The following is a 22790-nucleotide window of genomic DNA, read 5'->3' on the forward strand; positions in this document are numbered from 1 at the left end:
AGGTTTGTATCGGGCCACGGAGGGTCGTGTGACCGCGAGCGGGTCTTTATGGGTGGGCGTGACGCCTGCGGCCACGCATGCTACTGTCGGCAAAAGAGCTTACCGCCGTGGCACGCCCAAAGCGATGGATAGGCCGTGAGGATGAGCGATATGGGGGGAGGTATGTGGGGACGTTGGCGGCGCGGGCGCCGGGACGCGGGTCTCGCCGGCATCGGCGTGCACGCCTCGGGGCTCTCTTTGGTGCGCGTCGTCCGCAATGCCCAGGCGCCGGCCCGGATTGCTATCGCCGAGTTCCGGCCCTATGACGGCGCCGAGCCGGATCGGGTCCTCGCGCGGCTCGTCCAGGACCACGACCTCAAGCGCCAACCCTGCACGACCTTGCTTGGCGAGGGCGAGTATCGGCTGTTGCAGACCGAGGCGCCGGACGTGAAGTCCGAGGAACTGCGCGCGGCGCTGCGCTGGCGCATCAAGGACCTGATCGATTTCCATGTCAACGACGCCACCCTGGACGTGTTCGACGTCCCGGTGCGCATGCCCGGACGCGCGGCGCTCGTGTATGTGGTGGTGGGACGCAACGAGGCGATACGCGCGCGCGCCGACCTTATGCACAACGCCGGCGCAGCCCTCGATATCATCGACATCCCGGAGCTCGCGCAGCGCAATCTCGCGTATCTCTTGCCCGAGGATCGGGAGGGCGTGGCGCTGCTTACGTTGACCGAGGATGGTGTGTACATCACCATAACGCGCGATGGCGCGCTTTATCTCTCGCGCACCGTCGCCGACGCCTCATCGACCCTGGCCGACAGCCGCGGATTCGAGCATCTCCTGCTCGAACTGCAGCGCTCGCTCGATTACTTCGAGAGCTCTTTTCGGCAAAACCCCATCATGCATGTCGTGGTGGCGCCGGCCACGCAGCGCACCGAGGCGCTCGTGGCCTTTCTGCGAAACCATCTCACGCAACGCGTCGCGTCCTGGGAGGCCGGGCGCTACGGCGACGTCGAGGCGGACGTGCCGGTCCCGGACGCCTGTCTGCTGACCCTGGGTGCGGCCTTGCGCCAGGACAAGGTGGCGCTGTGATCTCCCAGCAGATCAATCTCTATCATCCGATCTTCCGGCGCGAGCCCAAGCTGTTCTCCGCCGGCGTCATGCTGCGCGCCTGGCTTGCGCTCGTGGCGCTCGGGCTGGTCGCCGCCGCCTTCGATGCCTGGCAGGTCGAGAGTCTCTCCGGGGCGCTCGCCAATGCCCGGCAAACGGAGCACGCCGCGGTCGCCCGCCTGGCATCGGCCGACAGCGTCTTTGGGGTGGGCCGTGCGCGTGCGCGGCTCGCGGCCCTCAAGCGCCGCGAGCAGACCCTGAAGGGGCTTGGCCGCTTTCTGCGCCAAAGCCGCCGCGCCGAGATCGGCCCTGCGCCGGTCCTGGTCGCCATGAGTCGCGGCGTCCTTCCCGGCCTCTGGATCACGCGCTTTTCCCTGGATCGCAGGCAGCGCGCGCTCCAGCTTGCCGGTCACAGCCTGCGCCCGGCCCTGGTACCGCTTTTTCTGCATCGCGTGGTCGCCGGACCCAGTCTCGCCGGTTACCGCTTCCGGGGGCTTGTGATCACACGCGCGCGCATAGCCGGGCGCTATCGGCCCTACGTGGATTTCACGGCCAGCACGACCAGTACGGCCGCCAAGGCCCATGCCCCTGCCCCGGCGGCGGCCAAGGGTGCGACATGAACCTAAAGGCGCAGATCGTTTCCATCCAGGAGCGTATCGACGCCCTGACGCTGCGTGAGCGCATCCTGTTATTTGCGGCGATCGTGGCCGTTACCTATGGCCTCATGATCATCGCCGTGATCCGCCCGCTCGAAAATCGCGCACACGCAGTCACCGCCGATCTGGCCTCTCTGCACGCCAAGACCCGCCAGATCGATGCCCGCCTGGACGCCATCCTGGCGCCGGGAACCCGCGCCCGCCAGGCCGCGGAACTGAAGGCGCTTGCGCGCAAGGTGCGCGTGCTCAAGGCGCATCTCGCGCGTCTTGCGGCAGGATTGGTGCCGGCCCGCGACATGCCTGCCCTTTTGCGCCAGGTCCTGGCGCGCTCCCCGGGGGTGACGGTCGTGGCCCTTGTGGACCGAAAGGTAATGGCCGTGCGCCGTAATCCGAAAGACAAACCCTTTTTGTATCGTCATGAAATGACGCTCGTCGTGCGCGGCACGTATGGCGCCTTGTTGCGCTATCTTACGGTGCTCGCCCACACCAAACGCCATGTCCTCTGGGGGCGGGTGACATTGACTACCGATCGCTATCCGTTTTCGACGGTACGGTTGCGGGTCTACACGCTAAGCACCCACGAGGCCTTGCTCCAATGATTGGCACGGTCCTTGTATGGTATTGGGTATGAAGAGAAAATGGCTTGTGGCGATGGTATTCGTGATATGGGCGCAAGGGGCGAGCGCTTACGGTCTCACGGATCCCACGCGTCCCCCGTGGATCGATCCCGCGGGCGCGGTGGGGGCGCACGCATCCGGCCTGCAGGCCATCATGCGCGACGGCGCGCGGCGGTTCGCCCTGATCGATGGCCGGGTCGCCACCGTAGGGTCGCGTATCGGGACGGCGCGCCTGATCGCCATCCATCACGACTCGGTCGTGCTGCGCGGCCGCGATGGCACGCACCGGCTGTTTCTCGCTCGCGGCCGCTACGTGAAGAAGACGGCGGTCGTGAAGGATGGGGTCTCATGAGATCGCGGCGACTACGTCTCCTGGCGGCGGGTCTCGCCGCGGCGCTTGCCGGGTGCGCGCCGCGGGGCTTCGATAAACCGCTCACCGCGCGCATGCAACGCAATTTGGCGGCGGGCGTGCGATCGCAAAGGCCGGCCGCCGTTTCGGCGGCGGTGGCCAACGCCCTGGTCCCTCCGGTCACGATCCAGTTACCGCATGCGCGGACACTGGTGGTGCCAAGTCGCTTTGATTTCAATACACGCAACGCGCCGGCAGCGCAGGTGTTCACGGAACTCGTGCGCGGCACATCCTACAGCATCGCCCTGCCGGACCACCTCGCCGGACGCATCACTGTGCACTTGAAGAATGTCACGGTGCCCGAGGCTATGCGGGTCATTCGCACCGAGGACGGCTACCAGTATCGGCGGCGGGGGCACCAATACTATATCCTGTCTGCGGGCCTTAGGACGCGATTGTTTCGGGTTCATTACCTGGATATCGTGCGCACCGGGATCTCCGAGACGCGGCTCACCGGCGAGAGCCTCACGAGCGTCGGGACCACCGGCGGGACCATGGAAGGGGCGCCGATGCCCACGAGCGGACAGCAGGGCATGACCCCCACGATCTCCGTGAAGACCACCTCGCGCAGCGACTTCTGGGCCACGCTAGCCAAGACCGTCACGGCGCTGGTCGGCAAGGGGCCGGGCCGCGAGGTGATCGCCAATCCGGAGGCCGGTCTGTTGGTGGTGCGGGCCGGCCCGAAGACCTTGCATACCGTGAGCCGCTTCCTGCGGCTCACCCAGGCGAGCGTCGACCGCGAGGTCGTGATCGACGCCAAGATCCTGGAGGTTGACCTAAAGAGCGGCTATCAGAGCGGCATCGACTGGGCCAAGCTCGGGAATATCGCCGGGGCGCAGGTGATAGGCGCGCAGACCGGGGGTGGCCAGCTGCTGTCTTCGGGGGTGGCGACCATAGGCGGCAACACCGGCAACATCAATCCCGCATACGGCTCCCCCAATCCTTATGGCGCGAACGGCTACTCACCGATCAATAACACCGCGGTGTCGGCTTTTGGCGGCATCTTCAGCCTCGCGCTGCATGCCGGGAATTTCGCGGCCTTCATCCAGCTTTTGAATACCGAGGGGCGCGTGCAGGTGCTGTCGAGCCCGCGGGTATCGACCGTGAACGAGCAGAAGGCGGTCATCAAGGTCGGGGGCGATCAGTTTTTCGTGACTGGGGTGACCAACACCGAATCGCTGGTCGGGATCTCCCCGATCACAACGCCAGCCGTCCAGCTCTCGCCATTCTTCTCGGGGATCGCGCTCGATGTCACGCCCGAGATCGACGGTCACGGATCGATCATTCTTTATATTCACCCGTCGGTGAGCGAGGTGACGCAGGTGAATCAGCAATTCAGCGTCTCCGGGCAGGCGTTCAATCTCCCACTCGCTTCGAGCTCCATTCAGGAGTCGGATTCGGTGGTGCGCGCCCAAAGCGGCCAGGTGATCGTCATCGGTGGCTTGATGAAGGAAGGCTCCACCAACAATAACGCCTCGGTGCCGCTGCTCGGTAATATCCCGCTGCTTGGCAATCTCTTCAAGGACAAGAAGGTGGTAAGAGTCAAAAAGGAGCTTGTGATCCTCCTTAAGCCGACGGTCGTGGATCTCGGCGGCCCATGGGGGCGGGAGTTGACACGCGCCCAGAGACGGATCGCGCGCATAACGGGTCATTAAATGTACGAGCGCTATTTCGGGCTTCGCGAACTGCCCTTCGGACTCACGCCCGATACCGAGTACTATTTTGCCCACGCCCGTCAACAAGAGGCCCTGAATACGCTGCTTGCGGCGGTACGCATGGGCGAGGGTTTTCTCAAGGTCACAGGCGAGGTTGGGACCGGCAAGACCTTGTTGTGTCGCAAGTTCCTGGCGGTGCTTGCCGCCGATGCCCGATTCACGACCGCCTATATCCCCAATCCTACGCTCGACCCGTTGGCCCTGATGGAGGCGATCGCCACGGAGCTCGCGCTCCCTTCGGTCCCCGGTCACGGCCCCCATGCCCTCACGCATAGTCTCACCGAACATCTGATCGCAAGCGCCGCGCAAGGCCGGCGCGTGGTGTTGTGCCTGGATGAGGTCCAGGCCATGCCCGTTGCGACCCTGGAGTCTTTGCGGCTTATCAGCAACCTCGAGACCGAGAAGCGCAAGCTCATACAGATCGTCTTGTTTGGCCAGCCGGAGCTCGATGCGCGTCTCGAGGACCGCTCGGTCCGCCAGTTGCGCCAGCGCATCGCCTTTTCGTGCCGGCTTGCCCCCCTGTCGCTGAGCGACACCGACGATTATTTGCGGCACAGGCTGCATGTGGCGGGTTATGAAGGGCCGGCGTTGTTTGGGAGGCGTGCCCTGCGTGTACTTTACCGGGCCTCCGGGGGCATCCCGCGACTTGCCAATATCCTCGCCCACAAATCGCTCATGGTCGCCTATGGCGAAGGCTCGAGCGTGGTGCGCGCTCGGCACATGCGACTGGCATGCGCTGACACCGAGGCCGCGCGTGTGCATGGGGGATTTTTCCGGCTTGCATTCCGGGGACGCCGATGAGCCTCATCAATAAGGTACTGCGTGACCTCGAGGCCCGTGAACGCAACGCCCAGGCCCCGCCAGAGCGGCCGGTCCTAGACGACCTGCGGCCGGCCTCGGACACCACCGATCAGCGGTCTGGATGGCCTTTGCGGATAACCGGATGGGTGCTGGTGGCGGCGGCGATCGTGGCCGCCATGTGGTGGTATGTCAGCCCGGGCCGTGCAGGCGCCGCCGCCCATGCCCTGGTGGCCCGTTCCACGCCGGCTGGCCATACCGTGGCGGCGCCCCGCGCCCGCGCGCCGCTGGTCGCCGCGCGGCCTCAGCCGCTGGCGCGACGCCCCGTGTCTCACCCCCGGGCCCCGTCTGCCAAGGGTGCGGTCGCACCGGTGCCGGCACCGGTAGTGGTCGCGCATGCGCCGCCCCCCGGTCGCACTTCGTGTTTCGAGCGCAGGCGGCGGCGATATCCCGGCGCCGCACACCCTTGACGGCTACCGAAAGGGCGCGCGCGGCGTACCGTAGCGCGGTGCTGGCCTTGCAGGCCGGACAGGCCGGACGGGCGCGCGCGGCCTGTAAGCTCGCCCTGCGCCTAAATCCCGGGGCCCTGCGCCCGGCGCTTTTGCTTGCTACCCTCGACCTCCAGGGGGCGCGCTTGCGCAGCGCCCGTAAGGTATTGCGCGCGACCCTGAAGCGGCATCCACAGGCGTTGCCCGCCGCCCTGCTGCTAGCGCAGGTCGATCTGCGCCGCGGCCAGCCGGCCTTTGCCGTGCGGCGACTCGCCGGTGTGCGTGCGGTAGGGGTCGACAGCGAGTCCTATTGGGCGCTATTGGCGGTATCGCAATGGCGCGCCGGGGATCAGGTCGCGGCGCGCGCGACCTACCGCAGCGCACTGCGCCGTTTTCCTCGTGACGGGGCGTTGTGGGTGGGCCTGGGCCTCATGGACCGCCGCGCGGGTCAGACCGCGCGCGCCTACCGGGCCTGGCGGCACGCCGCCGCCTGCCCCCTGCCCCCGGTCCTTGCGCGGTTTGTGCAGGCGCAGCTGCGCGCCTTCCAGGGCGCACATCAGAACCGGTAGCCGAGGCTCACGGAGATCACCGGATAGGCCTTCAGGCGGTTCGCCTGATTTTCGATCTGGGCGCGCACCGAGGCGATCTCGGCCGCCAGGGCCGGGTCGTAGGCGGCACCCGGGGCATTCAAGGTCGTCGTCGGGCGGTCCCACATCACGCCGAGATCGACGCCGTAGGTGAACCCGGCCCCGGGCCGCGCGCCATTGCCGACGCCCAATCCCAGGTAGGGCGCGAAACGCGCATAGGTGATCCTGCCCGTGACCGGCCCGACCGCTGCCGCCGGCACGGTGTAGCCGTTGACGGTGTAGATGCCATTTACGGGCGTGCCGGTCAGATCGACCCGGTTGTCATCGTAATAGACACCCCCCGTGACACGGAAAATGCCGCCAAAAGGGTAGAGGTCGGCGAGCAGCGCGGCATTACGAAAGTGCGCCCGACCCTTATAGCGGAGTCCGTCGGTCGTTTCGTGGCGCGTGATGCGCCCGCCGTTCACCAATAGGCGTGCATCCACCCATCCCGGAACGATGGGGGCCGAGAGGGTGAGCCCAAGCCCCAGGGTTCCGGCGCCGGCGCTTAGGCCTACGCCCGCCCACGCCGGCACGCACAGCGCGGCGATCAGCAGACCACCGAGAGCGAATCGTCGTATCATGGTGGCTCCTCAGAGGTCGCAAGAGAGGGCACGATAGCGAAGGTGGCGGGCCTTCCCAACCGCCCAAAGTCGCCCCTGTCTTTATCGGGCGCCTGCCCCCACGTATGCTTGCGCCTCCCCAACCGAGACCGGGACCGATGACGGGCGATCCTTTCGCGAGCACTCTGGAACGGACATTCGCGCGTCTGCGCGATCAGGATCTGTGGCGGCGGCGTGAGCGCCGGCAATCGCCGCAGGGCCCCTCGGTCCAGGTGGATGGGCGGACCCTGCTGTCGTTCGCAAGCAATGATTACCTGGGGCTCGCCAACGACCCGCGACTCGTGGAGGCCTGGTGCCAGGGGGCCCGCCGCTACGGGGTGGGGGCCGGCGCCTCGCATCTTCTCGGTGGTCACAGCGAGGCACATCACGAGCTCGAGGAGGCCCTGGCGGCGTTCGTGGGTACCCCCCGGGCACTGCTCTTTTCCACGGGCTATATGGCAAACCTCGCGCTCGTCGCCACATTATGCCCGCGCCGCGGCCGGCTCTTCGAGGACCGGCGCAATCACGCCTCGCTCATCGATGCGGCGCGCCTTGCGCAGGCCGACCGGCACCGCTACCGTGATGTCGCAGGCCTCAAGCGCGCGCTGGCCGCGGCTGCACCCGGTGGGGTCGTGGCCAGCGACGGGGTCTTTAGCATGGACGGCGATACCGCGGATGTTCCGGGGTTGCTCGCGCTCGCCCAGGCCCACCGCGCCGGACTCTTGCTGGATGAGGCCCATGCCTTCGGTGTCGTAGGCCCGCAAGGGCGTGGCACGCCGGCCGCTCACGGCCTTGGTCACGATCCCGCGCTCGTCCACATGGGCACCCTCGGCAAGGCCTTCGGTGTGTTCGGCGCGTTCGTGGCGGCCAGTACGGATGTCATCGAGGCCCTGGTACAGACCGCCCGCCCCTATATCTATACGACCGCCCTGCCACCGGCCTTAGCGGTTTGTGCCAAGGCCAGCCTCGCGATCGCGGTGGCCGAGGAGTATCGGCGCACCGAACTTGGCGAGCGCATCCGTGAATTTCGCGCGGGTGCCGCGCAACTCGGCCTGCAGGTTTTGCCGTCATCCACCCCGATCCAGCCAGTCATTCTGGGCGACGCCGGCCGCGCCCTCGACGCCAGCGCGCGGTTGCGCGAGCACGGCCTTCATGTGCCCGCTGTGCGTCCGCCGACCGTGCCCGCCGGCAGTGCACGACTGCGCATTACGCTAAGCGCCGCCCATACCCGTGATGATGTCGAGCACCTCCTTGGCGCGCTCGCGGCCCTGCCACCGGGTAGTGCTTGATGCTATTGCTCGTGCATGGTTGGGGACTGAATCGAAGGGTCTTTGCCGGGCTTGAGCAGGCCCTGGCGCTACCCTGTGCATCACTGGATCTGCCGGGCCACGGACAGGCGCCCTACGAGCCGGGCGCGCTCGACCCGGACACGCTTGCAGCCGGGCTTGCCGCGCGTTATCCGGGGGCCCATGCCTGGCTCGGTTGGTCACTCGGCGGGCTTATCGCCCTGACGCTCGCCGCGCGCCATCCCGAAAGCGTAAGCCGGCTTATTCTGATCGGTGCCACGCCCCGTTTCGTGCGCGCCGACGATTGGCCTCATGGCACCGAACCCGCGGTCTTTCAGGCCTTCGCCAAGCAGTTGGCCGTCGATCATGAGGCCGCCTTACGACGATTCCTGACCCTGCAGGCCGGTGCCGGCGCGCGGTCCGAGGTGCGCGCACTCATGGCGGATCTCGAAGGCGGTGGCGTGCCGCAACCGCAGGCCTTGGCGGAGGGGCTTGCGGTGCTTCAAGAAAGCGACTGCCGCCCGCTCTTGCGCGCGGTGCGCGCGCCGACGCTCCTGTTGCACGGCATCGACGACACCATCGTCTCGATCGAGGCCGCGCGCGCGACCGCCGCGCTCATGCCCGACGCGCGTTTATGCGCGATAGGGCGCGGACATGCGCCATTTCTCAACGCGCTGCCGCAGAGCGCCGCCCTGATCCGGGATTTCCTCGATGAATGACCTAAGCCCCGGGGCCATCCGCCACAGCTTCGATCGCGCGGCGCGCCATTACGACGAGAGTGCAGTCTTGCAGCGCACTGTGGCAGATGAGCTCTTGAGTCGCTTTCAATGGTTGCGTATCGAGCCCGCCACTTTACTCGACGTGGGCACCGGCACCGGCTACGCCCTTCCCCGACTGCGCCGCCGGTTTCGTAAGGCGCGAGTGCTGGCCTGCGATATCGCATGGGCGATGGCTTGCGCCGCGCGCCATCGTCGGGTGCTGTGGCGTCCAAGCCCGGTGTGGGTTGCGGACGCCCACGACCTGCCTCTGCGCGCCGAGAGCATCGATTGCATCTATTCGAGTCTGGCCCTGCAGTGGATGGATGCCCCGCGCGCCTTTGCCGAGTTTCGCCGCGTCTTGCGCGCGGACGGCCTGTTGACCTTTGCCACCTTTGGCCCCGATACCTTGCGGGAGCTGCGTGATGCCTGGGCGCATGTCGATGATCGGCCGCATGTGCATAGCTTCGTGGATATGCATGACCTGGGGGATGCCCTGATCCACGCCGGATTCTCGGATCCCGTGCTCGATGTCGAGCACTATACCCTCACATACGAGTCGGTAGGTGCTGCCTTGCGCGATTTAAAGCGTATCGGGGCGCATAATGCCGCAGCAGCCCGTTTCCCCGGGCTCACGGGCAAGGGGCGCTATCGGCGCTTCGAACAGGCCTATGAAGGCTTCCGCCAGGACGGACGGTTGCCTGTGACCTACGAAGTCGTCTATGGTCAGGCGTGGGTCCCACCGGGCGCGCCGCCCCCGTCTATTCCATCCAAAGGCCGTCCCGTCATCCCCATCCGCAGTGCCTGATCGTGGCCCAGGGCGCGACTGCTGTTCCCGGAGAGTTGCGGGAGGCCAGATCATGCGGTCTCGTTGGCCGTTGCCGCGTTGCCAGGCCCCATATACCCTTCCCCAAAACTCCAGGCGCCCGTGATCACAGCCGCCGCAGCGCGAGATGGGCAAGAGGCCCGTCGCTTGTGTCTCGTAGATTCCCATCGGCCCCGACCCATGGCAGCATGCAAGGCATCAATGGTCCAGGGGATATTTCGGGCATGTCGATCATCCGCACACCGAGATTTGTGCTGCGTCCCTATGAAAGGCGGGACGCGACGGCATTCATGTATGCGGTCCGCGAGGCCGCGGTCGCCGCGGACCATTGGATTTCCTGGGCCGAAGAGGCCTATAGCGAACAGGATGCGCGTAGCTGGTTCCGGTCTGTGGCCGTCGGTCATAAGACGGGGACGAGCTACGAGTACGGCATATTCTCACTGGCCGAGGAGGCGTTTATCGGTGGCGCCGGTCTGAATCGTATCGATTCCCACAATCGCATCGCGAACCTCGGGTACTGGGTACGGCCAACGCACCGCCGTCAGGGAGTGGCGTGCGAATGCGCCCTGGCACTCGTCGAATACGCCTTTGCCGTGCTCGGGCTTCAGAGGATCGAGGTCGTGGTCGCGCTCGGCAACGACGCCAGCGCGGGGGTAGCGCGCAAGATCGGTGCCCGCTTGGAGTGCGTGGCGCCCAATCGACTCCGTGTTCGCGGCCAGCCGGTCCCCGCCTACGTCTTTGCGCTGGTTGCACCCTCCAGAGAGCGGCCACTCTGAGCCAACGGTCCGTCGGCGGATGGCGGCGCCTGCGCATGTCTTGCGTGGCTCTCCCCTTACGCCTTTTTGTGTTGGTTTATGGTGCCGCTCGTATTTTCGTATGATGCCGCACAGCTTTCTGCAACATAACCCTGTGCGGTGACCAAACATTTCTATGAAAACACATAGGGCGATATTTCGGGTGTAGACGATGAGTATTTGGGGCTCTGTTACCCCGTTACCGAACCCTCAACTCCTCAGTTCCCGAGTGAAGGCCTCGTGGCGCTTCGGTTGGCGGGCATAGTGCGCCGGCGCCAACGCGTCGAAGGCGAAGTCTATGCACGTGGAACGGCCCACCTGTCATACCCCATCTCCTTCGCGCGCCAAGGCCACATATCCTTTTCAGTTCATGACCGCCTCTCTTCCGGGCACTCGAACAGCCGCACGTTGTCGGCCGCGTTCATAATAGATGGGATCGGCTCTTTCGGTAAACGCTCCGTTTACTATAAGTCCCTCTCCAAGCCATCTTCAACACAGCCGACAACATGCATCCGAAAGTTCGCCGCAATCGCCTGCTGTCGGCTGTGCCGCTTCCGTACGACGTTGACCCGCTTGCGTTTAAGATCTCCCGCTGTGGCTCCCGGTACACCCAGGTTCGGGCGGTGCGTTCGGTGGTCCCATCCGCCATCAAGGCATCGCGGTCATGTTGCGACAAACCGCCGACAGGATCCGGCGGTTATGCGCCTGACCCTATGCCGTACGTCATGAGAGATCCAATAGGCCCGTAATAGAGAACCGCCACGTCTATAAGGACGGCCCCGCCGATATCCTATGCGAGGCGCCTAGTGTCCTGCGGCGCCCGGGCTGCGAGTGCAGTAACCTCTCGCGGGATCCGCCTCCACCAGAACCCCTCTGGCTCGACACCTACGACGAGACATTACACGTCTCTCACTAAACCATTCACGGCGCTCGCCAGGCAGTTCAGCGGCGGCCCCCAGAAACCGCTACCGGGCGTCCCTATCGCAGACCATTTTGCGCACGACCTGCTCGGTGTCGATCGAGCGCATTTCTCATGAACCCTGCCTTTTCGAGGCGATGATTACTACCGCGCATGGGCCCCTCGGTTTACCCAATACCCCAGAGACGTCGATGTGCGTAATGTGCCGGGCCTCTGTGGAGGTATTTACATGAAACGCTGGACTCTCTTGATATTCTGTTTTTTCACATCCCCCGCGCTTGCCATCATGCGCCTGCCGGGATACGCGCAGGGATCGGATCTTCGCATCACCATCGAGGAACGCGCACACGCCATAACCGATGTCATAGCGCTGGTGGTGAGCATTCTTGCCATCATCGGTATCTTGATAGGTGCCGGATATTTCGCGATAGGCCAGGGTGATCGCGGGCGCAGCTATGTCGTGGGCAGTGTATTGGGTCTGGTGCTCGCGGCCAGCGCCTACGGTATCGCGGCCTTGGTGATCGGGTCATGATGACGGCCTATAACAAGCGTCTGGCCCCCACGCGCATACTGGGCCTTCCCCTGGGTGCGGCGGGGGCGGGGCTTACGACTGTAACCGGCGCACTCGCGTCGGTGGTCCTGCCGCAGCCAGTCGCGGCCATGGCCATTGCCGCCGCGATCGTGGCCTTTCCTCTTGGCGTAGGCGCGATCCTGATCGGTGACGATGCGGTGTTTGCGTACGCCTTCTGGCTTTCGAGGCGGGATGCGCGGATCGTCGCGCGGGAGGGCGCATGGCATTAGGTGCGCGCCGTTACTGCGACATCTATACGTGGTCGCACGCCTTGAGTGAAAACGTCGTAGCGCACGGAGATGGCGCCGTATCGCTTGCGATTCTGTGGAATGGCCTCGACGCCGAATTCGAGGACGGCGCCGGTCGCGCGCGGGAATGGGCCACGATAGGTCGGGTGTTGGACCGGTTGCCGGACGGGTACTGGCTTGAGTTTCATCTCTGGCGTGAGCGTCATCCGCAAGCCGTGAGCCGTTACCTCGCGCACTATGAAGAGGCGCCCCGAAAGAGCCCATTTGCGGCGGCCATGCGCGCAGAGATCGCCGATCATCTGGCGCCCTATGTGCTCGTCAACACCGTCGCGCTCATCGTGGGTTGCCTGCCCAAAATGGAGGCGGGCGTGCGCCGCACCCTGAATGGGCAGGCGCAACGCGGCGCCGAACTCGATGTCCTGGCGGCGGAGCTTTGCGCGTTGCTCCCGGGCGGCCGGGTGGCCACGGTCCTGGAATACGCCGGGCTCATACAGCGAAGCTACGACAAGGGCCCGGCGCCGTCGGGACTCGAACCCTGGCTATCGCTCGCCGAGCAACTGATCGTGGTGCCACCGCGACCCGGCAAGCGGTCTCTGGACGTCGATGGCCACATCTGGCGCGTCTTCTATCTCCATCTTTATCCGGATATCGATCCCGCCTGGATCCTACCGAGCGTCTCGGGCGCCATAAGCCTGCACATCTCCCAGGTCATCATGCCTGCGACCACCGAGCGTGTGCTCCGTGCCTCTGAACGGGCCGATCGCGTGGCGCAGGGGGCCCTGGCCCGTAAGGGGCGGGAGCGGCAGGTCGCCGCCCTCAGGGATATGCAGGGGTTCCGGCAACAGGTGGCCGACCAGGATGGGCGCGTGCACCGTAACGCCTATACGGTGTGCGTCGATCTCGATGGTGTCCCACCCCAGGCGCTGGCGCGGCTCGTCGAGGGTCTGCAGGGCAAGGGCGGCCGGGCGCGCGACGACGACTTCGTTCAGCTGCCGTTTTTTCGCATATCCCAGCCCGGCCAGGGCTACCGGTCACCGATCTGGCGCCCCGACTATGGCGCGCTGATCGCGGCCATGGCCCCCGCGCAGGTCTTTCGGACCGGGTCCTCCTACCCCGAATCGCTGCGCCTGGGCCTGGCCTCGCAGCCCGTGGCCTTCGACTACAGCCATCAGGCGGTGGCCCATGGTTTCACGGTGGCCATGACCGGTGCCGGCAAGGGCGTCGACAAGGTGGCTACCATCGTCGAGACCTATCCGTTTGGCATCGACTGGTATGTGCTCGAGATCGGATCGACCTATCGCTGGGCCATCGAGGCGCTGGGGGGAGTGTATGTGAAACTCGATCCGGGGACGGCGGCCGTCAATCCCCTGCCGCCGCGCGTGCAGGCTGCCGGCGGCCTAGATCCGCTGCTCGCCTCGGGTACGCTCAATATCCTGGCCTTTATCCTGACAGACGGCCGTACCCAGCTCGATTTCCACGAAGCGGCCGCGGGGGCCGCGGCCCTGACCCGTCTGTACGAGAACGCCCGGGCCGGAGACCCGGGGCTCGTCGACCTCTTGAAATCCCTCGACGCCCTGGACGACGCAAGCCCGGAGCAAAGGCAGGCATCGCGCGTCATGGCCGCTAATCTCCATAGTTTTCTGGAAACACCGGAAGGGCGGGTATTTGCCGGGCAGGACAACGTGCAAATCAACCCCGGGATCAGTGGAATAGACCTGAAGGATGTGGATCGGGCAAGCCCCAAGCTACTCACGTTTTATCTCGTGTTTCTTTGTCTGCGCTTTTTGAATCTGGCGTTTTCCGGTCGCAATCAGGCGCGCGTGTTACTAGACGAGATCCACAGATTCGTGGCCCACGCCCCAGGGGTGTTGTCGCGTCTCGTCTCGGAGATCGCGCGCATGGGGCGTAAGGAGGCGGCGGCCGTCGATATCGTCACCCAGGGGCTCGCTGAGATCGATCTCATGGAAAAGGAGATCGTAAACTCCATGCCCTTGAGGTCGCTGCTCTACCGTAATGATGGCTGGGAGGAGATTGCCGAGCGCATCGGCATGCCAGGCCGTGCCCTGGAGGTCTGGAAACGGCTCCCTTTTCCCTTGCACCTTCCGTGGCGACCGGCGATCCGTTCGATCGGCCCCCAGTACTACGGGCTGCGACTCACCTTCCCCGCAGCGATACTGGCCCTGGCCGACACCACCCCGGAGGGTCTGGCGCGCAAGGAGCGCCTCGGGGCGGAGGTATCCGATCCGCTCGCGCGCCTGGCGCGGTTTTACGAGGAGGGGCCATGAAAACGGCGCGCGCCGTCCTTGTGCTGTGGGTTCTGGGCGCAGCGCCCGCCGGGGCCTTCTTGGGCGTGGGGGATATCACCTTTGATCCCCCGGTGCACGCGGAGCTCCTGACCCTTTTTCATCAGACCATCGCCATTTACCGCACGGTCTTGAGTGAGGTCCACAGGCTGCAGGCGGTCGAGTCGACCTTGCGTAGCGCGCAGCGTGACGCCAAGAGCATAGCCAACGGCAACCTCGCCCGCTACGCCCAACGCCGGCTGCCGCACGGCCTGCCGCACGGTCTCAGGGCGTTTCTCGGGACCACGGACGCCGCCGCCCACAAGGCGCGCGATGCCATGGCCTACGTGCATCAGCAGTCGCGCCGTTTCGGCAGCCTTGCGCGGCTGCACTGGCTCGGACGCGGGGTGAGACAGGACCTGCGTTTGTCGGCCACGAACCTTGGGGCGCGCACCAGCGGTGATGTCACCGCGCGCTCCACGGCCGCGCTCGCTGCACTGGCCGCCAAACGGGCGCGGGCGCGGGAACGGCAGGCGATCCGGCGCGCCGCGGAACGACACAATGCGCGCCACCTGCCTGAAGAAGCGGCGTCACTGTACCGTGCCTTTGGAGAGACCCCATGAGCAGCGCCTCGCTGGTGGCGGATCTACTTGGCTATCTGACGCCCGGAGGCGTTGATCGTGCCGCCGCCCCGGTGGCCAACGTCCTCATGCGTACGGTCACGCCCTCGCTTTTCGTGGTGGCCTTGTACACGCGCCTGCTCGAGGCGCAGCTGGATTCCGTGTCGGGGGCGGGGCAACTGGCGCGCGTCGTCCGCGATGTCGCCGTGTGGGGGGTCGTCCTGACGGTGTATTTCGCGCTCGGCGGTCTTGTCAACCACTACTTGAACGCCTTGTATGCGGCCATGGGTCGGGTCGGCTCTCTGCGGCTCGTGGCCGCGCAGATGGCCGCCCTGCTCGACACGGCGGCCAAAGGGCCGAGCGGGGTATGGGGCACCATAAAAGAGATCAATGCCCTGCCTCTGCGTCTTGCCACCGTGCTCCTGTACTACGCGACGTTGGTCATGACGACCTTTCTCGAGGCCTTGTTGCGGATCGCCCAGGCCATCGGTTATCAGTTCGCGTTCCTCTACGGTCTGGTGGCGATCCCGCTGGCCTTGAGCCGTACATTGTCGCTGTTGCGCGGCTTTGCCAAGCTTCTCGGGTTCTTTGTGCTGTGGCCCGTCGTGCAGGCGCTTTTGCTGGCGGTGTTCTCCCCGATCTTCACGCACGCCGTGTCCGATCTTCAGGGCCTGTTGGGCAAGGCCGACTACATGATCGTGTACGCGCACATGCTGTTTACCATCCTGAATCTCATCTTGTGTGCCGTGCTGCTCGCCGCCCCTTATATCACAGCAAGCCTCATCGAGAATGCCGGCGCGGCGCAGCCGTTGCTTGCCCCCTATTTGGGCGCGCTCTCGCAGGTCGGGACCACCATGGCCGTGGGAGTGGGGGCCGGCGCCGCGAAGGCCGCGGACTACTACTTCTATGGCCCAGACGAGGACATCTTGTCCATGCCTCCGCGGCGCATGCCGGAACTGCACATTCCACCCGACCCGAATTTCTGGCCGAGCGCTCACGATGGCAGCCGCATACACACGAATTACCTCAAGCCGCAATTCGACGGACCCCCAAGGAGCGGTCGAACCGATGATTTCTCTCGACGTTAACGTGTGGCGCCGTCACGGCCCCCAAGGGCTTTTGATGCAGCGCCTGGCTCGCTATGCGCTTTTGGGCTGGATGCTCTTTGGCTGCGCGGCCCTGGCATTCGTCCTGCTGGCCCTTGTCGTGGCTTGGCGCACGCCGCCCATTATCGCCGTTGACCGTGCCGGGACCATCCTGGGACGCATCCAATGGCTGAGCGCTACCCATCGCTCCCGTCGCGAGATCATCGCGGCGTCCATGCGATTCCTGCGTGATTACCTGAGCGTCAACGGCGCGACCGTGGTACCCGATTACGTCCAGGCCCTCGACATGATGGCCCCGCCGCTACGCGCCACGACCGTAGGGGTCTTGCGCAAGACCGCCTACATAGCCCGGGTGCGCGCCGCACGCCTGCGTTCCTGGGTGAGTTTTGCCAAAAGCCCGGGCCACCGGCGCCTGGTGCGCCGGGATCGTGGTCGTTTTCTGGTGCGATTGTCCGGGGTGCTGCACGTCGTCCTGCCGGACGGCCAGCGCCATAGCGAGCGCTTTACGCTCATCTTGACCGAGATCACGGTGGCGCGCCGTGTGCACGATACCGCCGGGATCCTCGTGGAGGCGATTACCACGACATGATGCCCACGCTGCCTGCCTCCTTGAGACCGTTTGCGCCGCATGCGCGCACTGTGCTCCTGCGCCCCTACCGGGCGCTGGCGGCCACCATCGTGCCCGATCTCGGCCTGCGTCTCATCTTCCCGAGTGGCGCGCCGCCTGCGCGCTTTGCGCTCACGAACCCGCTGTTCCAGGCGGCCCGGCTGGGGCGGCGCGCCATTCTCATAACCGTGGCGCGCGGGGCCCATAAACGGTATTGCGGAAATGCCTTCATGGATTGGCAGGCATTCTATGTATCGCTGCTCGTTTGCACGAGCCTGAGTGGTCGCCACTATATGAGCGATATCCTGTTTACGCGCCCGCCGCCGCCCAAGATGGTACCGCCCCCGCGCCTTGTCCATTCTTCCCCATGGGCGCGTGCGTGGGCCTACGCCGCCTTCGGGCCGCCCCCGCAGGTCGTGATTCGCAAGCGCGTCGTTGTCGCCCGCGGCGCGCGCACCATTGCGCTACGCGTGCGCCGGCTGCTGCTCATGCCCGGGGAGCAGGTGCTCGGTTTCGCGCTCTCGGGCGTCAAGGGTCCGCTCGGCCCGATTCATGGCGCCGCCCTTTATCGGGGTCGTCACAAGTGGCAGCGCATTCCGGCCACCCTCTCATGCCGGCCGCCGACGCCCAGCCGGCAGACCGCCTGTGCGCTGGCGCTCGTGCCCCCGGCCCGCCACGTCCGGCGCTGGCATCTGGTCGTGCTCACCGCCATCGGACCGGTACGGCTGTCATGGTAGTCGTAGCGCCCGTCACCCCCGCGGCCATCGTCCGCCGTCTGGTGCGCCAGAGGCCTTCGACGCCCTCGCTTTTTCACAGGCTGCTCGGGCTCGTCGACGCCCGCACCCCGCGCACGGGCGTGCCTCCGGCCGTGGCGGCCGCGCGCGCCCCGGTGCGCCGCCCCATGCCATTTGCGGTAGCCCGGACGCGTGTAAAGCCGGTGATCCTGGCAAGCCCGCCGCCTACGTTTGGCATCCGGCCCGGGTCGTGGATCCCGGTGACTTTGCGTCACGGCGTCACGGATCGGGACCCGGCCCTGGTAGTCCTGCATATCGAGACCCCTGTTCGTGGGCTGCGAGCCATCGTGCCCGCCGGGACCCGTCTTCTCGGTCACATCGGCGGGGCGCGGTTGGGGCGTGTGCAGATCAATGTCAGCGAGGCGGTCACGCCCGGCGGGCGGGTCGTGCCGTTCGCCGCTACGGCCTTCGGTGCCGACCATGGCCTCGGCCTTCCGGCCTATGTGTTGGGTGGGCGACGTAAGGCCGCGCTTGCGGCCTTCGCGCAATCGGTCGTGGAGGGCGTGGATACCATCGTCGGGACCATGGAGGCCCAGTCTTCGGTGACATCCGAGGCCCTGGGGCAGGTCGGCACAAATACCCTGAATGCGGCGGCGGACTGGCGTATCCCGCGCCGGGTCCTCTATGTCCCGGCGCAGCAGGCCTACGTGGAGACCCAAAAGACATCATGAGAAAAACCTGGACAGCGGGCATTTTCGTGGTTGCGCTGGGACTACCGGCAGGCGCCGGCGCGTGGCAGTTGGCCGCAGGTGGCGGCCTGCTGGCCGGTCTCGTCCCGGGGACCGCCTTTGGTTGGCAATTCACCGGACAGTGGACGCGCGCGGCGTATGCGGGAGAGCGATGGCTCGTGGACGCCGATATCGGCCAGTACGCAACCGAAGCCCATGCCGACGCATGCCTCGAACGCGGGCGCGCCGCCAGTGTGCTGGTGTTCTGGGAGCTCAGGGCGCCCTTCAGTTACGCGTTTCGCCCCTGGCTCGGCATCGGGGGCGGCATCTCGCGCTATCGGTTCGATGAGCGGCAACGCTTGAACGACGCCGGCTACGCCATCGCCTCCTATCCGGCGGTTGTCGAAAACGATGCCAATATCGCGGTCGCCATGACCGTGCCGCTTGCGCCGTCGTGGTCCGTGGCCATCACCGCGCAGACGGCGTTCCCGTCCCGCATTTCCACCGTCAGCATGGTCGTGCTATGGAGGTTATTGTGAAAATACCAAAACTCTACAAGCTAGCGTCACTGGCCGGCCTTGCCTTGAGCGGCTGCCGGTTGGGCAACCCCGGGGCTGCGACCCCCATACCGCAGGGATCTGTCGCGGGTTATGTGGTGAGCGCCGGTCCTGTGGCGGGCGCATCGATTACGGTACTCGGACCGGACGGTGTCCTTGCGACCACGCGCACCGATGACAGCGGGCATTTCGCGGCATCCGTGCAGAGTCTCGATACGACCTTAACGCTTGTGGCAAGCGGGGGATCCTACGGTAACACCGCCGGCGCCAATGTCCCATCGGGTACCCTGCGCGCCGCGCTTCCTTACCAGTCGGGCAGCGCCGAAGCGGTGGCCATCACCCCCATAACGAATGCTCTGGTGGCGGCCGAGGGCTATTTTCAGGGCCAGGGATTGTCCGCCGGGGCTGCCGTGGCGCGCGCCGATACCGGGTTCACGGATTGGCTCGGATTTGACCCGCTGATCACAGACCCGGTGTCCGCATCCGGTAGCGGCGGGCAGGTACTCGGCGCGGGCCTGCGCTACGGGCTCGTCCTCGCGGCCCTTACGCACTGGGCGCACGCCAATGCCAGCCGGGCGCAGACGCTCACAGACCTCATGGCCGCGGATGTCGCCTACGATGGTCTCTTAAACGGGGCCGGATCCGGCGGCACGCTGGCGCTAGGGCCGCTCCCGCTGTCCGCCGATGCCTACCGGCAAGGGCTTGCCGATGCCCTTTTGCAGGTCGCGGCGGCGGCCCCGCCGGGATCCGGGGATTCGCTATCCGGGCCCAATGCCGCGGCGCTCCTCGCCTACGCGCGAACGCTCGCCGAATCAACATCGCCTTTGTTTGGTACCCTTCCCCCACCACCTTTCGGCGGCACGCTGGCGTTGACGGTATCGCCCATGCCGCCATGGACCCATGGAACGTTGGTCGTGAATGGTTCGGTGACGGACCCTTATGGGCTACCGGTGTCGGTCACGATCGCCGTCGATCAACAGCAGTACCAGACCGTGACGGCGACCCCGGCGTTTGCCTTTGCCATCGACACCAGCAGACTAAGTGACGCCGTGCATGGCGTGACCGTGACCGCGCGGGATGCCGCCGGCGATCAGGCCTCTTACCAGGGGTCTGTGGGCATCGATAACACACCGCCGCAGGCGTGCGTGTCGGTGTTTCAGCCTTTGGTGGGAGGTGTCCTAGTGGCAGGCCGGTGGCAGGACCTGTCGGGGGTGGTGGCGGGGGCCGCTGACGGCGCCCCGCTTGCCATCACTCCCGGTGACTGGGAGGTGGAGGTGCCGGTGCCCGTGCCCTCGCCTCTGGTCGTCGCCATGACCGACGCCGCGGGAAATGAGCAGAGTTTCTCGTGGGCCTTGAGCAGTGCCTCCAATCCCGCGCCCTGCCCGTGAGGGCATGCCCGCGGCCGATTGACGAACCGGGACGACCGGGGTAGCGTCATGGCCATGCCCGACATGGATGTCGGGCCAATGGCATAGCTGAATCAAGGACGAACTCGGCATGGAAACTCTTGCGATCCCGTTGCCCGCCAACCTTCCGCCCGATGTATGCACGGAGATCACCAAGCGCGCCTGCTATTGCGACGCCGCCATTGTGAAGTCCCGCTATCGGCAGGATTCGAACTGTCTCGAGATTGATCTGCAAGGTCCCGGGGCGAGTGGCGATGTGGCGGCCAAGCTCGAACATCTGATCGGTAAGATGCAGGTCGAGCGCCTGGCGGTCACTCCTAAAATCCTGCGCGAGCGGTCCTTTGAATCGGGTGCATTCTCGGCCAAGGCCTACGAAGAGCTGGTCGAACAGGGTGGCCTATGGGTCTCGGGGCAAGGTACGGTCGGCCGGAGTGGGGCCTTCATGGGCCTCCTGAACCGTCTGGATGGTCTTCTCGAACGTCTCGCCGCGCGTGAATTCCAGGCCGTATCCCAGTCCTATAATTCGCTCGTGCCCAGCGATTGGCTGCGACGCGCCGGATATTTCGCATCGTTTCCCCATTCCGTTACGTTTGCCGTGCACTTGAAGGAAGACTTCGAGGCCATCGAGCGGTTCGGGCAGCGCCATCGCCAGGGGGAGGATCCGGTTTTCGAGGACGTGGGCGAGATCGCGCCCCCCGAGTACTGTCTTTCGCCGGCCGTGTGCTATCACACGTACGGCGCACTCATGGGCCAAAGCCTCCCGGCGGGGACGGTCAGTGCCTTTACCGCGCACGGTCGATGCTTTCGTTACGAATCGAAGAACCTTACGGGACTAGACCGCTTATGGGAGTTTTCCATGCGCGAGATCGTCTGGCTCGGTGTGCGTGATGAGGTTTTAGCCGCCCGCGAGAGGGCCATCAACGTCATCTGGCGGCTCGTCGAACTCCTGGATCTTTCGGCACGGCTCGAGACTGCGTGCGATCCGTTTTTTGCGAGTGATTTTCCCTCTTTGCGCTTCTTTCAATTGGCCAACGACCTGAAGTACGAACTGAAGGTGGACATCTCGCCGGACGTGTCGATTGCTTGTGCCTCGTTCAATTATCACGAGCGGTTTTTCGGGACGCGTTTCGAGATCGGTGCCGGTGACGGAGAGCCGGCCCATACCGGGTGCGCGGCATTCGGGCTCGAGCGGCTTTTGTATGCGTGTGTTTGCCAGCATGGCCTTAAGCGTGCCGTGGAGCTTGTAGAGAATGCCGCCGAGCGCCTGTAGGCGCGGATCTTGTGTTCAAGGGTTGTTCGAACAAAGGGGACATACGGTGCAAGCGAGTCGGGTTGCAGGGATCGGGAATGTGGAGTCCGTGGTGTGTTTCGACGAGGTCGTGAGTCCGGACTTCGAAGAGGTGAGTGCGCTTATGCGTGCCAACTGGACGCCGCCTTGCTGGGTATATGAGCGCGATCTTTTGACGATGCACATCCTAAGACCAACGGCCGACCCGTCGATGGCCGTGGGTCTGCGCGCCACAAACGGCGATCTCGCCTCCTATCTTGCGTTCGTGCCGCTGCGCCTGCGTGTCGGCGGGCGCGTGTACCGCGCGGTGTTCGGGAGCTTCTTTACCGTGTCGGGGCGCTATCGGCGCCACCGCCTGAGCGATCGCCAACAGGGGCTCATGCTGGACCGCGCGCGCGACCAGGGCTATGAGCTCTATGTGGCGGTGACCGTGGCCGGCACACCGGCCAATCAGACCGTAGCGCGGGCCTTTGCCGCACGCGGTCTTACGGTACAAAGCGTGCGTAATTTCCGTTATCTGGCCGGGGTCCCTGCGATTATCAGCACGCGCCTTGGTCCCGGCGACCCGGGGCGGGTGAGATGCTATGAGCCGGCCGACGCGCCGGCTGCGTTCACGCTCCTGTCGGCATGCACGGCCCAGGCGCTGCTTGCCAAGGTGGTGGAGCGCGAGGATATCGATTTTCTGCTGCGCCTGCGGCCGCGCGTGACGACTTACGTCTATGAGGCCCATGGCGAGGTCCTGGGTCTCGTGAGCCTCTCGTTTTTGCCGGTGCTATCGGAGCGGGTCGGCATGAACGCCTATGTGGAGGCATTCGCGGTCATGCGTCTGGAGCCGACCGCCCGCGTCGCCTTCGTCGACACGGTGCTGCGTGCCGCGCTCGCGCAGGGCGCCGAGGCGGTCATGGTGCCGGATACCGGGTGCGCCGACCTCGATGTCTTCCGTCGTCTTGGGTTCCGCGCGGCACCGCGGAAACTGCGGCTTCTGCTCGGCGCCCTGCGTCCCGACATCACAGGGCTGCCGGAGGCCGTGGATAGATTCTGTCTCGACGTATTCTAG

The 22790-nt window shown here is 65.6% G+C and carries 25 protein-coding genes; 24 read left to right on the forward strand and 1 reads right to left on the reverse strand.

Going from position 1 to position 22790, the window contains the following annotated elements; all coding sequences use genetic code 11:
- Nucleotides 1-150: 150 nt before the first annotated feature.
- Genes pilM through C4900_RS15910 form a run of 8 tightly spaced genes read left to right on the forward strand, consistent with a single transcriptional unit; the run spans nt 151 to nt 6347 of the window.
- Nucleotides 151-1077: a type IV pilus biogenesis protein PilM gene (gene pilM / locus C4900_RS01550; RefSeq protein ID WP_147267097.1), complete on the forward strand. Its 927-nt coding sequence runs from the start codon at nt 151-153 to the stop codon at nt 1075-1077.
- Complete coding sequence (locus C4900_RS01555; RefSeq protein WP_114282186.1) at nt 1074-1715, forward strand: hypothetical protein; 642 nt, start codon at nt 1074-1076, stop codon at nt 1713-1715. Before pilM ends, C4900_RS01555 begins: the two co-directional genes overlap by 4 nt.
- On the forward strand, nt 1712-2350 hold the full coding sequence (locus C4900_RS01560; RefSeq protein WP_114282187.1) for a hypothetical protein: 639 nt from the start codon (nt 1712-1714) through the stop codon (nt 2348-2350). Before C4900_RS01555 ends, C4900_RS01560 begins: the two co-directional genes overlap by 4 nt.
- Nucleotides 2351-2378: 28 nt before the next feature.
- Nucleotides 2379-2720, forward strand: coding sequence for a hypothetical protein (locus tag C4900_RS15900; protein ID WP_170132370.1), 342 nt, complete (start codon nt 2379-2381; stop codon nt 2718-2720).
- Complete coding sequence (locus C4900_RS01565) at nt 2717-4432, forward strand: pilus (MSHA type) biogenesis protein MshL (protein WP_170132371.1); 1716 nt, start codon at nt 2717-2719, stop codon at nt 4430-4432. The genes C4900_RS15900 and C4900_RS01565 overlap by 4 nt, the downstream gene beginning before the upstream one ends.
- Entirely contained in the window at nt 4433-5293 is an 861-nt protein-coding gene (locus tag C4900_RS01570) for an ExeA family protein (protein WP_114282189.1), read from the forward strand.
- A complete protein-coding gene (locus C4900_RS15905; protein WP_170132372.1) occupies nt 5290-5760 on the forward strand; it encodes a hypothetical protein in 471 nt (156 codons plus the stop codon). Before C4900_RS01570 ends, C4900_RS15905 begins: the two co-directional genes overlap by 4 nt.
- A complete protein-coding gene (locus C4900_RS15910) occupies nt 5757-6347 on the forward strand; it encodes a tetratricopeptide repeat protein (protein ID WP_170132373.1) in 591 nt (196 codons plus the stop codon). Before C4900_RS15905 ends, C4900_RS15910 begins: the two co-directional genes overlap by 4 nt.
- Here C4900_RS15910 and C4900_RS01580 read toward each other — a convergent pair.
- Nucleotides 6335-6988, reverse strand: coding sequence for a hypothetical protein (locus C4900_RS01580; RefSeq protein ID WP_114282191.1), 654 nt, complete (start codon nt 6986-6988; stop codon nt 6335-6337). The genes C4900_RS15910 and C4900_RS01580 overlap by 13 nt on opposite strands.
- Before the next feature lie 137 nt (nt 6989-7125).
- Between C4900_RS01580 and bioF the strand changes: the two genes are divergently transcribed.
- The 16 genes from bioF (at nt 7126) to C4900_RS01655 (ending at nt 22790) form a co-directional block, all read left to right on the forward strand.
- The gene (gene bioF / locus C4900_RS01585) at nt 7126-8295 is read left to right on the forward strand and encodes an 8-amino-7-oxononanoate synthase (protein ID WP_065972056.1); all 1170 of its coding nucleotides are present in this window, start codon (nt 7126-7128) and stop codon (nt 8293-8295) included.
- The gene (locus C4900_RS01590; RefSeq protein WP_114282192.1) at nt 8295-9011 is read left to right on the forward strand and encodes an alpha/beta fold hydrolase; all 717 of its coding nucleotides are present in this window, start codon (nt 8295-8297) and stop codon (nt 9009-9011) included. Before bioF ends, C4900_RS01590 begins: the two co-directional genes overlap by 1 nt.
- A complete protein-coding gene (bioC, locus tag C4900_RS01595; protein WP_065972054.1) occupies nt 9004-9855 on the forward strand; it encodes a malonyl-ACP O-methyltransferase BioC in 852 nt (283 codons plus the stop codon). Before C4900_RS01590 ends, bioC begins: the two co-directional genes overlap by 8 nt.
- 242 nt (nt 9856-10097) lie before the next feature.
- Nucleotides 10098-10649: a GNAT family N-acetyltransferase gene (locus C4900_RS01600; RefSeq protein ID WP_065972059.1), complete on the forward strand. Its 552-nt coding sequence runs from the start codon at nt 10098-10100 to the stop codon at nt 10647-10649.
- A gap of 1166 nt (nt 10650-11815) precedes the next feature.
- A complete protein-coding gene (locus tag C4900_RS01605) occupies nt 11816-12118 on the forward strand; it encodes a hypothetical protein (RefSeq protein WP_065972053.1) in 303 nt (100 codons plus the stop codon).
- Nucleotides 12115-12387 (forward strand): hypothetical protein, encoded by a 273-nt coding sequence (locus C4900_RS01610; RefSeq protein ID WP_065972052.1) that lies wholly within the window; start codon nt 12115-12117, stop codon nt 12385-12387. Before C4900_RS01605 ends, C4900_RS01610 begins: the two co-directional genes overlap by 4 nt.
- Entirely contained in the window at nt 12378-14690 is a 2313-nt protein-coding gene (locus tag C4900_RS01615) for a hypothetical protein (protein WP_114282193.1), read from the forward strand. Before C4900_RS01610 ends, C4900_RS01615 begins: the two co-directional genes overlap by 10 nt.
- Entirely contained in the window at nt 14687-15310 is a 624-nt protein-coding gene (locus tag C4900_RS01620) for a hypothetical protein (RefSeq protein WP_065972050.1), read from the forward strand. The genes C4900_RS01615 and C4900_RS01620 overlap by 4 nt, the downstream gene beginning before the upstream one ends.
- On the forward strand, nt 15307-16395 hold the full coding sequence (locus C4900_RS01625) for a hypothetical protein (RefSeq protein WP_065972049.1): 1089 nt from the start codon (nt 15307-15309) through the stop codon (nt 16393-16395). Before C4900_RS01620 ends, C4900_RS01625 begins: the two co-directional genes overlap by 4 nt.
- Entirely contained in the window at nt 16376-17002 is a 627-nt protein-coding gene (locus tag C4900_RS01630; protein WP_141689407.1) for a hypothetical protein, read from the forward strand. Before C4900_RS01625 ends, C4900_RS01630 begins: the two co-directional genes overlap by 20 nt.
- Nucleotides 16999-17757: a hypothetical protein gene (locus C4900_RS15915; protein ID WP_170132374.1), complete on the forward strand. Its 759-nt coding sequence runs from the start codon at nt 16999-17001 to the stop codon at nt 17755-17757. Before C4900_RS01630 ends, C4900_RS15915 begins: the two co-directional genes overlap by 4 nt.
- Entirely contained in the window at nt 17751-18485 is a 735-nt protein-coding gene (locus C4900_RS01635; RefSeq protein WP_065972046.1) for a TraB/TrbI/VirB10 family type IV secretion system protein, read from the forward strand. Before C4900_RS15915 ends, C4900_RS01635 begins: the two co-directional genes overlap by 7 nt.
- Complete coding sequence (locus C4900_RS01640) at nt 18482-19021, forward strand: hypothetical protein (protein ID WP_147267099.1); 540 nt, start codon at nt 18482-18484, stop codon at nt 19019-19021. Before C4900_RS01635 ends, C4900_RS01640 begins: the two co-directional genes overlap by 4 nt.
- Nucleotides 19018-20427 (forward strand): hypothetical protein, encoded by a 1410-nt coding sequence (locus C4900_RS01645; RefSeq protein WP_114282197.1) that lies wholly within the window; start codon nt 19018-19020, stop codon nt 20425-20427. Before C4900_RS01640 ends, C4900_RS01645 begins: the two co-directional genes overlap by 4 nt.
- A 109-nt stretch (nt 20428-20536) precedes the next feature.
- Nucleotides 20537-21715: a class-II aminoacyl-tRNA synthetase family protein gene (locus C4900_RS01650; RefSeq protein WP_114282198.1), complete on the forward strand. Its 1179-nt coding sequence runs from the start codon at nt 20537-20539 to the stop codon at nt 21713-21715.
- Between the two features lie 79 nt (nt 21716-21794).
- Nucleotides 21795-22790 (forward strand): hypothetical protein, encoded by a 996-nt coding sequence (locus C4900_RS01655; protein WP_114282199.1) that lies wholly within the window; start codon nt 21795-21797, stop codon nt 22788-22790.

Source organism: Acidiferrobacter thiooxydans (assembly GCF_003333315.1).
Taxonomy (GTDB): domain Bacteria; phylum Pseudomonadota; class Gammaproteobacteria; order Acidiferrobacterales; family Acidiferrobacteraceae; genus Acidiferrobacter; species Acidiferrobacter thiooxydans.

Excerpts from the sequence above, each read along its gene's own strand:
- pilM (WP_147267097.1), top strand. The coding sequence starts at position 151 with ATGGGGGGAGGTATGTGGGGACGTTGGCGGCGCGGGCGCCGGGACGCG.
- C4900_RS01560 (WP_114282187.1), top strand. The coding sequence starts at position 1,712 with ATGAACCTAAAGGCGCAGATCGTTTCCATCCAGGAGCGTATCGACGCC.
- C4900_RS15900 (WP_170132370.1), top strand. The coding sequence starts at position 2,379 with ATGAAGAGAAAATGGCTTGTGGCGATGGTATTCGTGATATGGGCGCAA.
- C4900_RS01565 (WP_170132371.1), top strand. The coding sequence starts at position 2,717 with ATGAGATCGCGGCGACTACGTCTCCTGGCGGCGGGTCTCGCCGCGGCG.
- C4900_RS01570 (WP_114282189.1), top strand. The coding sequence starts at position 4,433 with ATGTACGAGCGCTATTTCGGGCTTCGCGAACTGCCCTTCGGACTCACG.
- C4900_RS15905 (WP_170132372.1), top strand. The coding sequence starts at position 5,290 with ATGAGCCTCATCAATAAGGTACTGCGTGACCTCGAGGCCCGTGAACGC.
- C4900_RS01580 (WP_114282191.1), bottom strand. The coding sequence starts at position 6,988 with ATGATACGACGATTCGCTCTCGGTGGTCTGCTGATCGCCGCGCTGTGC.
- bioF (WP_065972056.1), top strand. The coding sequence starts at position 7,126 with ATGACGGGCGATCCTTTCGCGAGCACTCTGGAACGGACATTCGCGCGT.
- C4900_RS01590 (WP_114282192.1), top strand. The coding sequence starts at position 8,295 with ATGCTATTGCTCGTGCATGGTTGGGGACTGAATCGAAGGGTCTTTGCC.
- bioC (WP_065972054.1), top strand. The coding sequence starts at position 9,004 with ATGAATGACCTAAGCCCCGGGGCCATCCGCCACAGCTTCGATCGCGCG.
- C4900_RS01600 (WP_065972059.1), top strand. The coding sequence starts at position 10,098 with ATGTCGATCATCCGCACACCGAGATTTGTGCTGCGTCCCTATGAAAGG.
- C4900_RS01605 (WP_065972053.1), top strand. The coding sequence starts at position 11,816 with ATGAAACGCTGGACTCTCTTGATATTCTGTTTTTTCACATCCCCCGCG.
- C4900_RS01610 (WP_065972052.1), top strand. The coding sequence starts at position 12,115 with ATGATGACGGCCTATAACAAGCGTCTGGCCCCCACGCGCATACTGGGC.
- C4900_RS01615 (WP_114282193.1), top strand. The coding sequence starts at position 12,378 with ATGGCATTAGGTGCGCGCCGTTACTGCGACATCTATACGTGGTCGCAC.
- C4900_RS01620 (WP_065972050.1), top strand. The coding sequence starts at position 14,687 with ATGAAAACGGCGCGCGCCGTCCTTGTGCTGTGGGTTCTGGGCGCAGCG.
- C4900_RS01625 (WP_065972049.1), top strand. The coding sequence starts at position 15,307 with ATGAGCAGCGCCTCGCTGGTGGCGGATCTACTTGGCTATCTGACGCCC.
- C4900_RS01630 (WP_141689407.1), top strand. The coding sequence starts at position 16,376 with ATGATTTCTCTCGACGTTAACGTGTGGCGCCGTCACGGCCCCCAAGGG.
- C4900_RS15915 (WP_170132374.1), top strand. The coding sequence starts at position 16,999 with ATGATGCCCACGCTGCCTGCCTCCTTGAGACCGTTTGCGCCGCATGCG.
- C4900_RS01635 (WP_065972046.1), top strand. The coding sequence starts at position 17,751 with ATGGTAGTCGTAGCGCCCGTCACCCCCGCGGCCATCGTCCGCCGTCTG.
- C4900_RS01640 (WP_147267099.1), top strand. The coding sequence starts at position 18,482 with ATGAGAAAAACCTGGACAGCGGGCATTTTCGTGGTTGCGCTGGGACTA.
- C4900_RS01650 (WP_114282198.1), top strand. The coding sequence starts at position 20,537 with ATGGAAACTCTTGCGATCCCGTTGCCCGCCAACCTTCCGCCCGATGTA.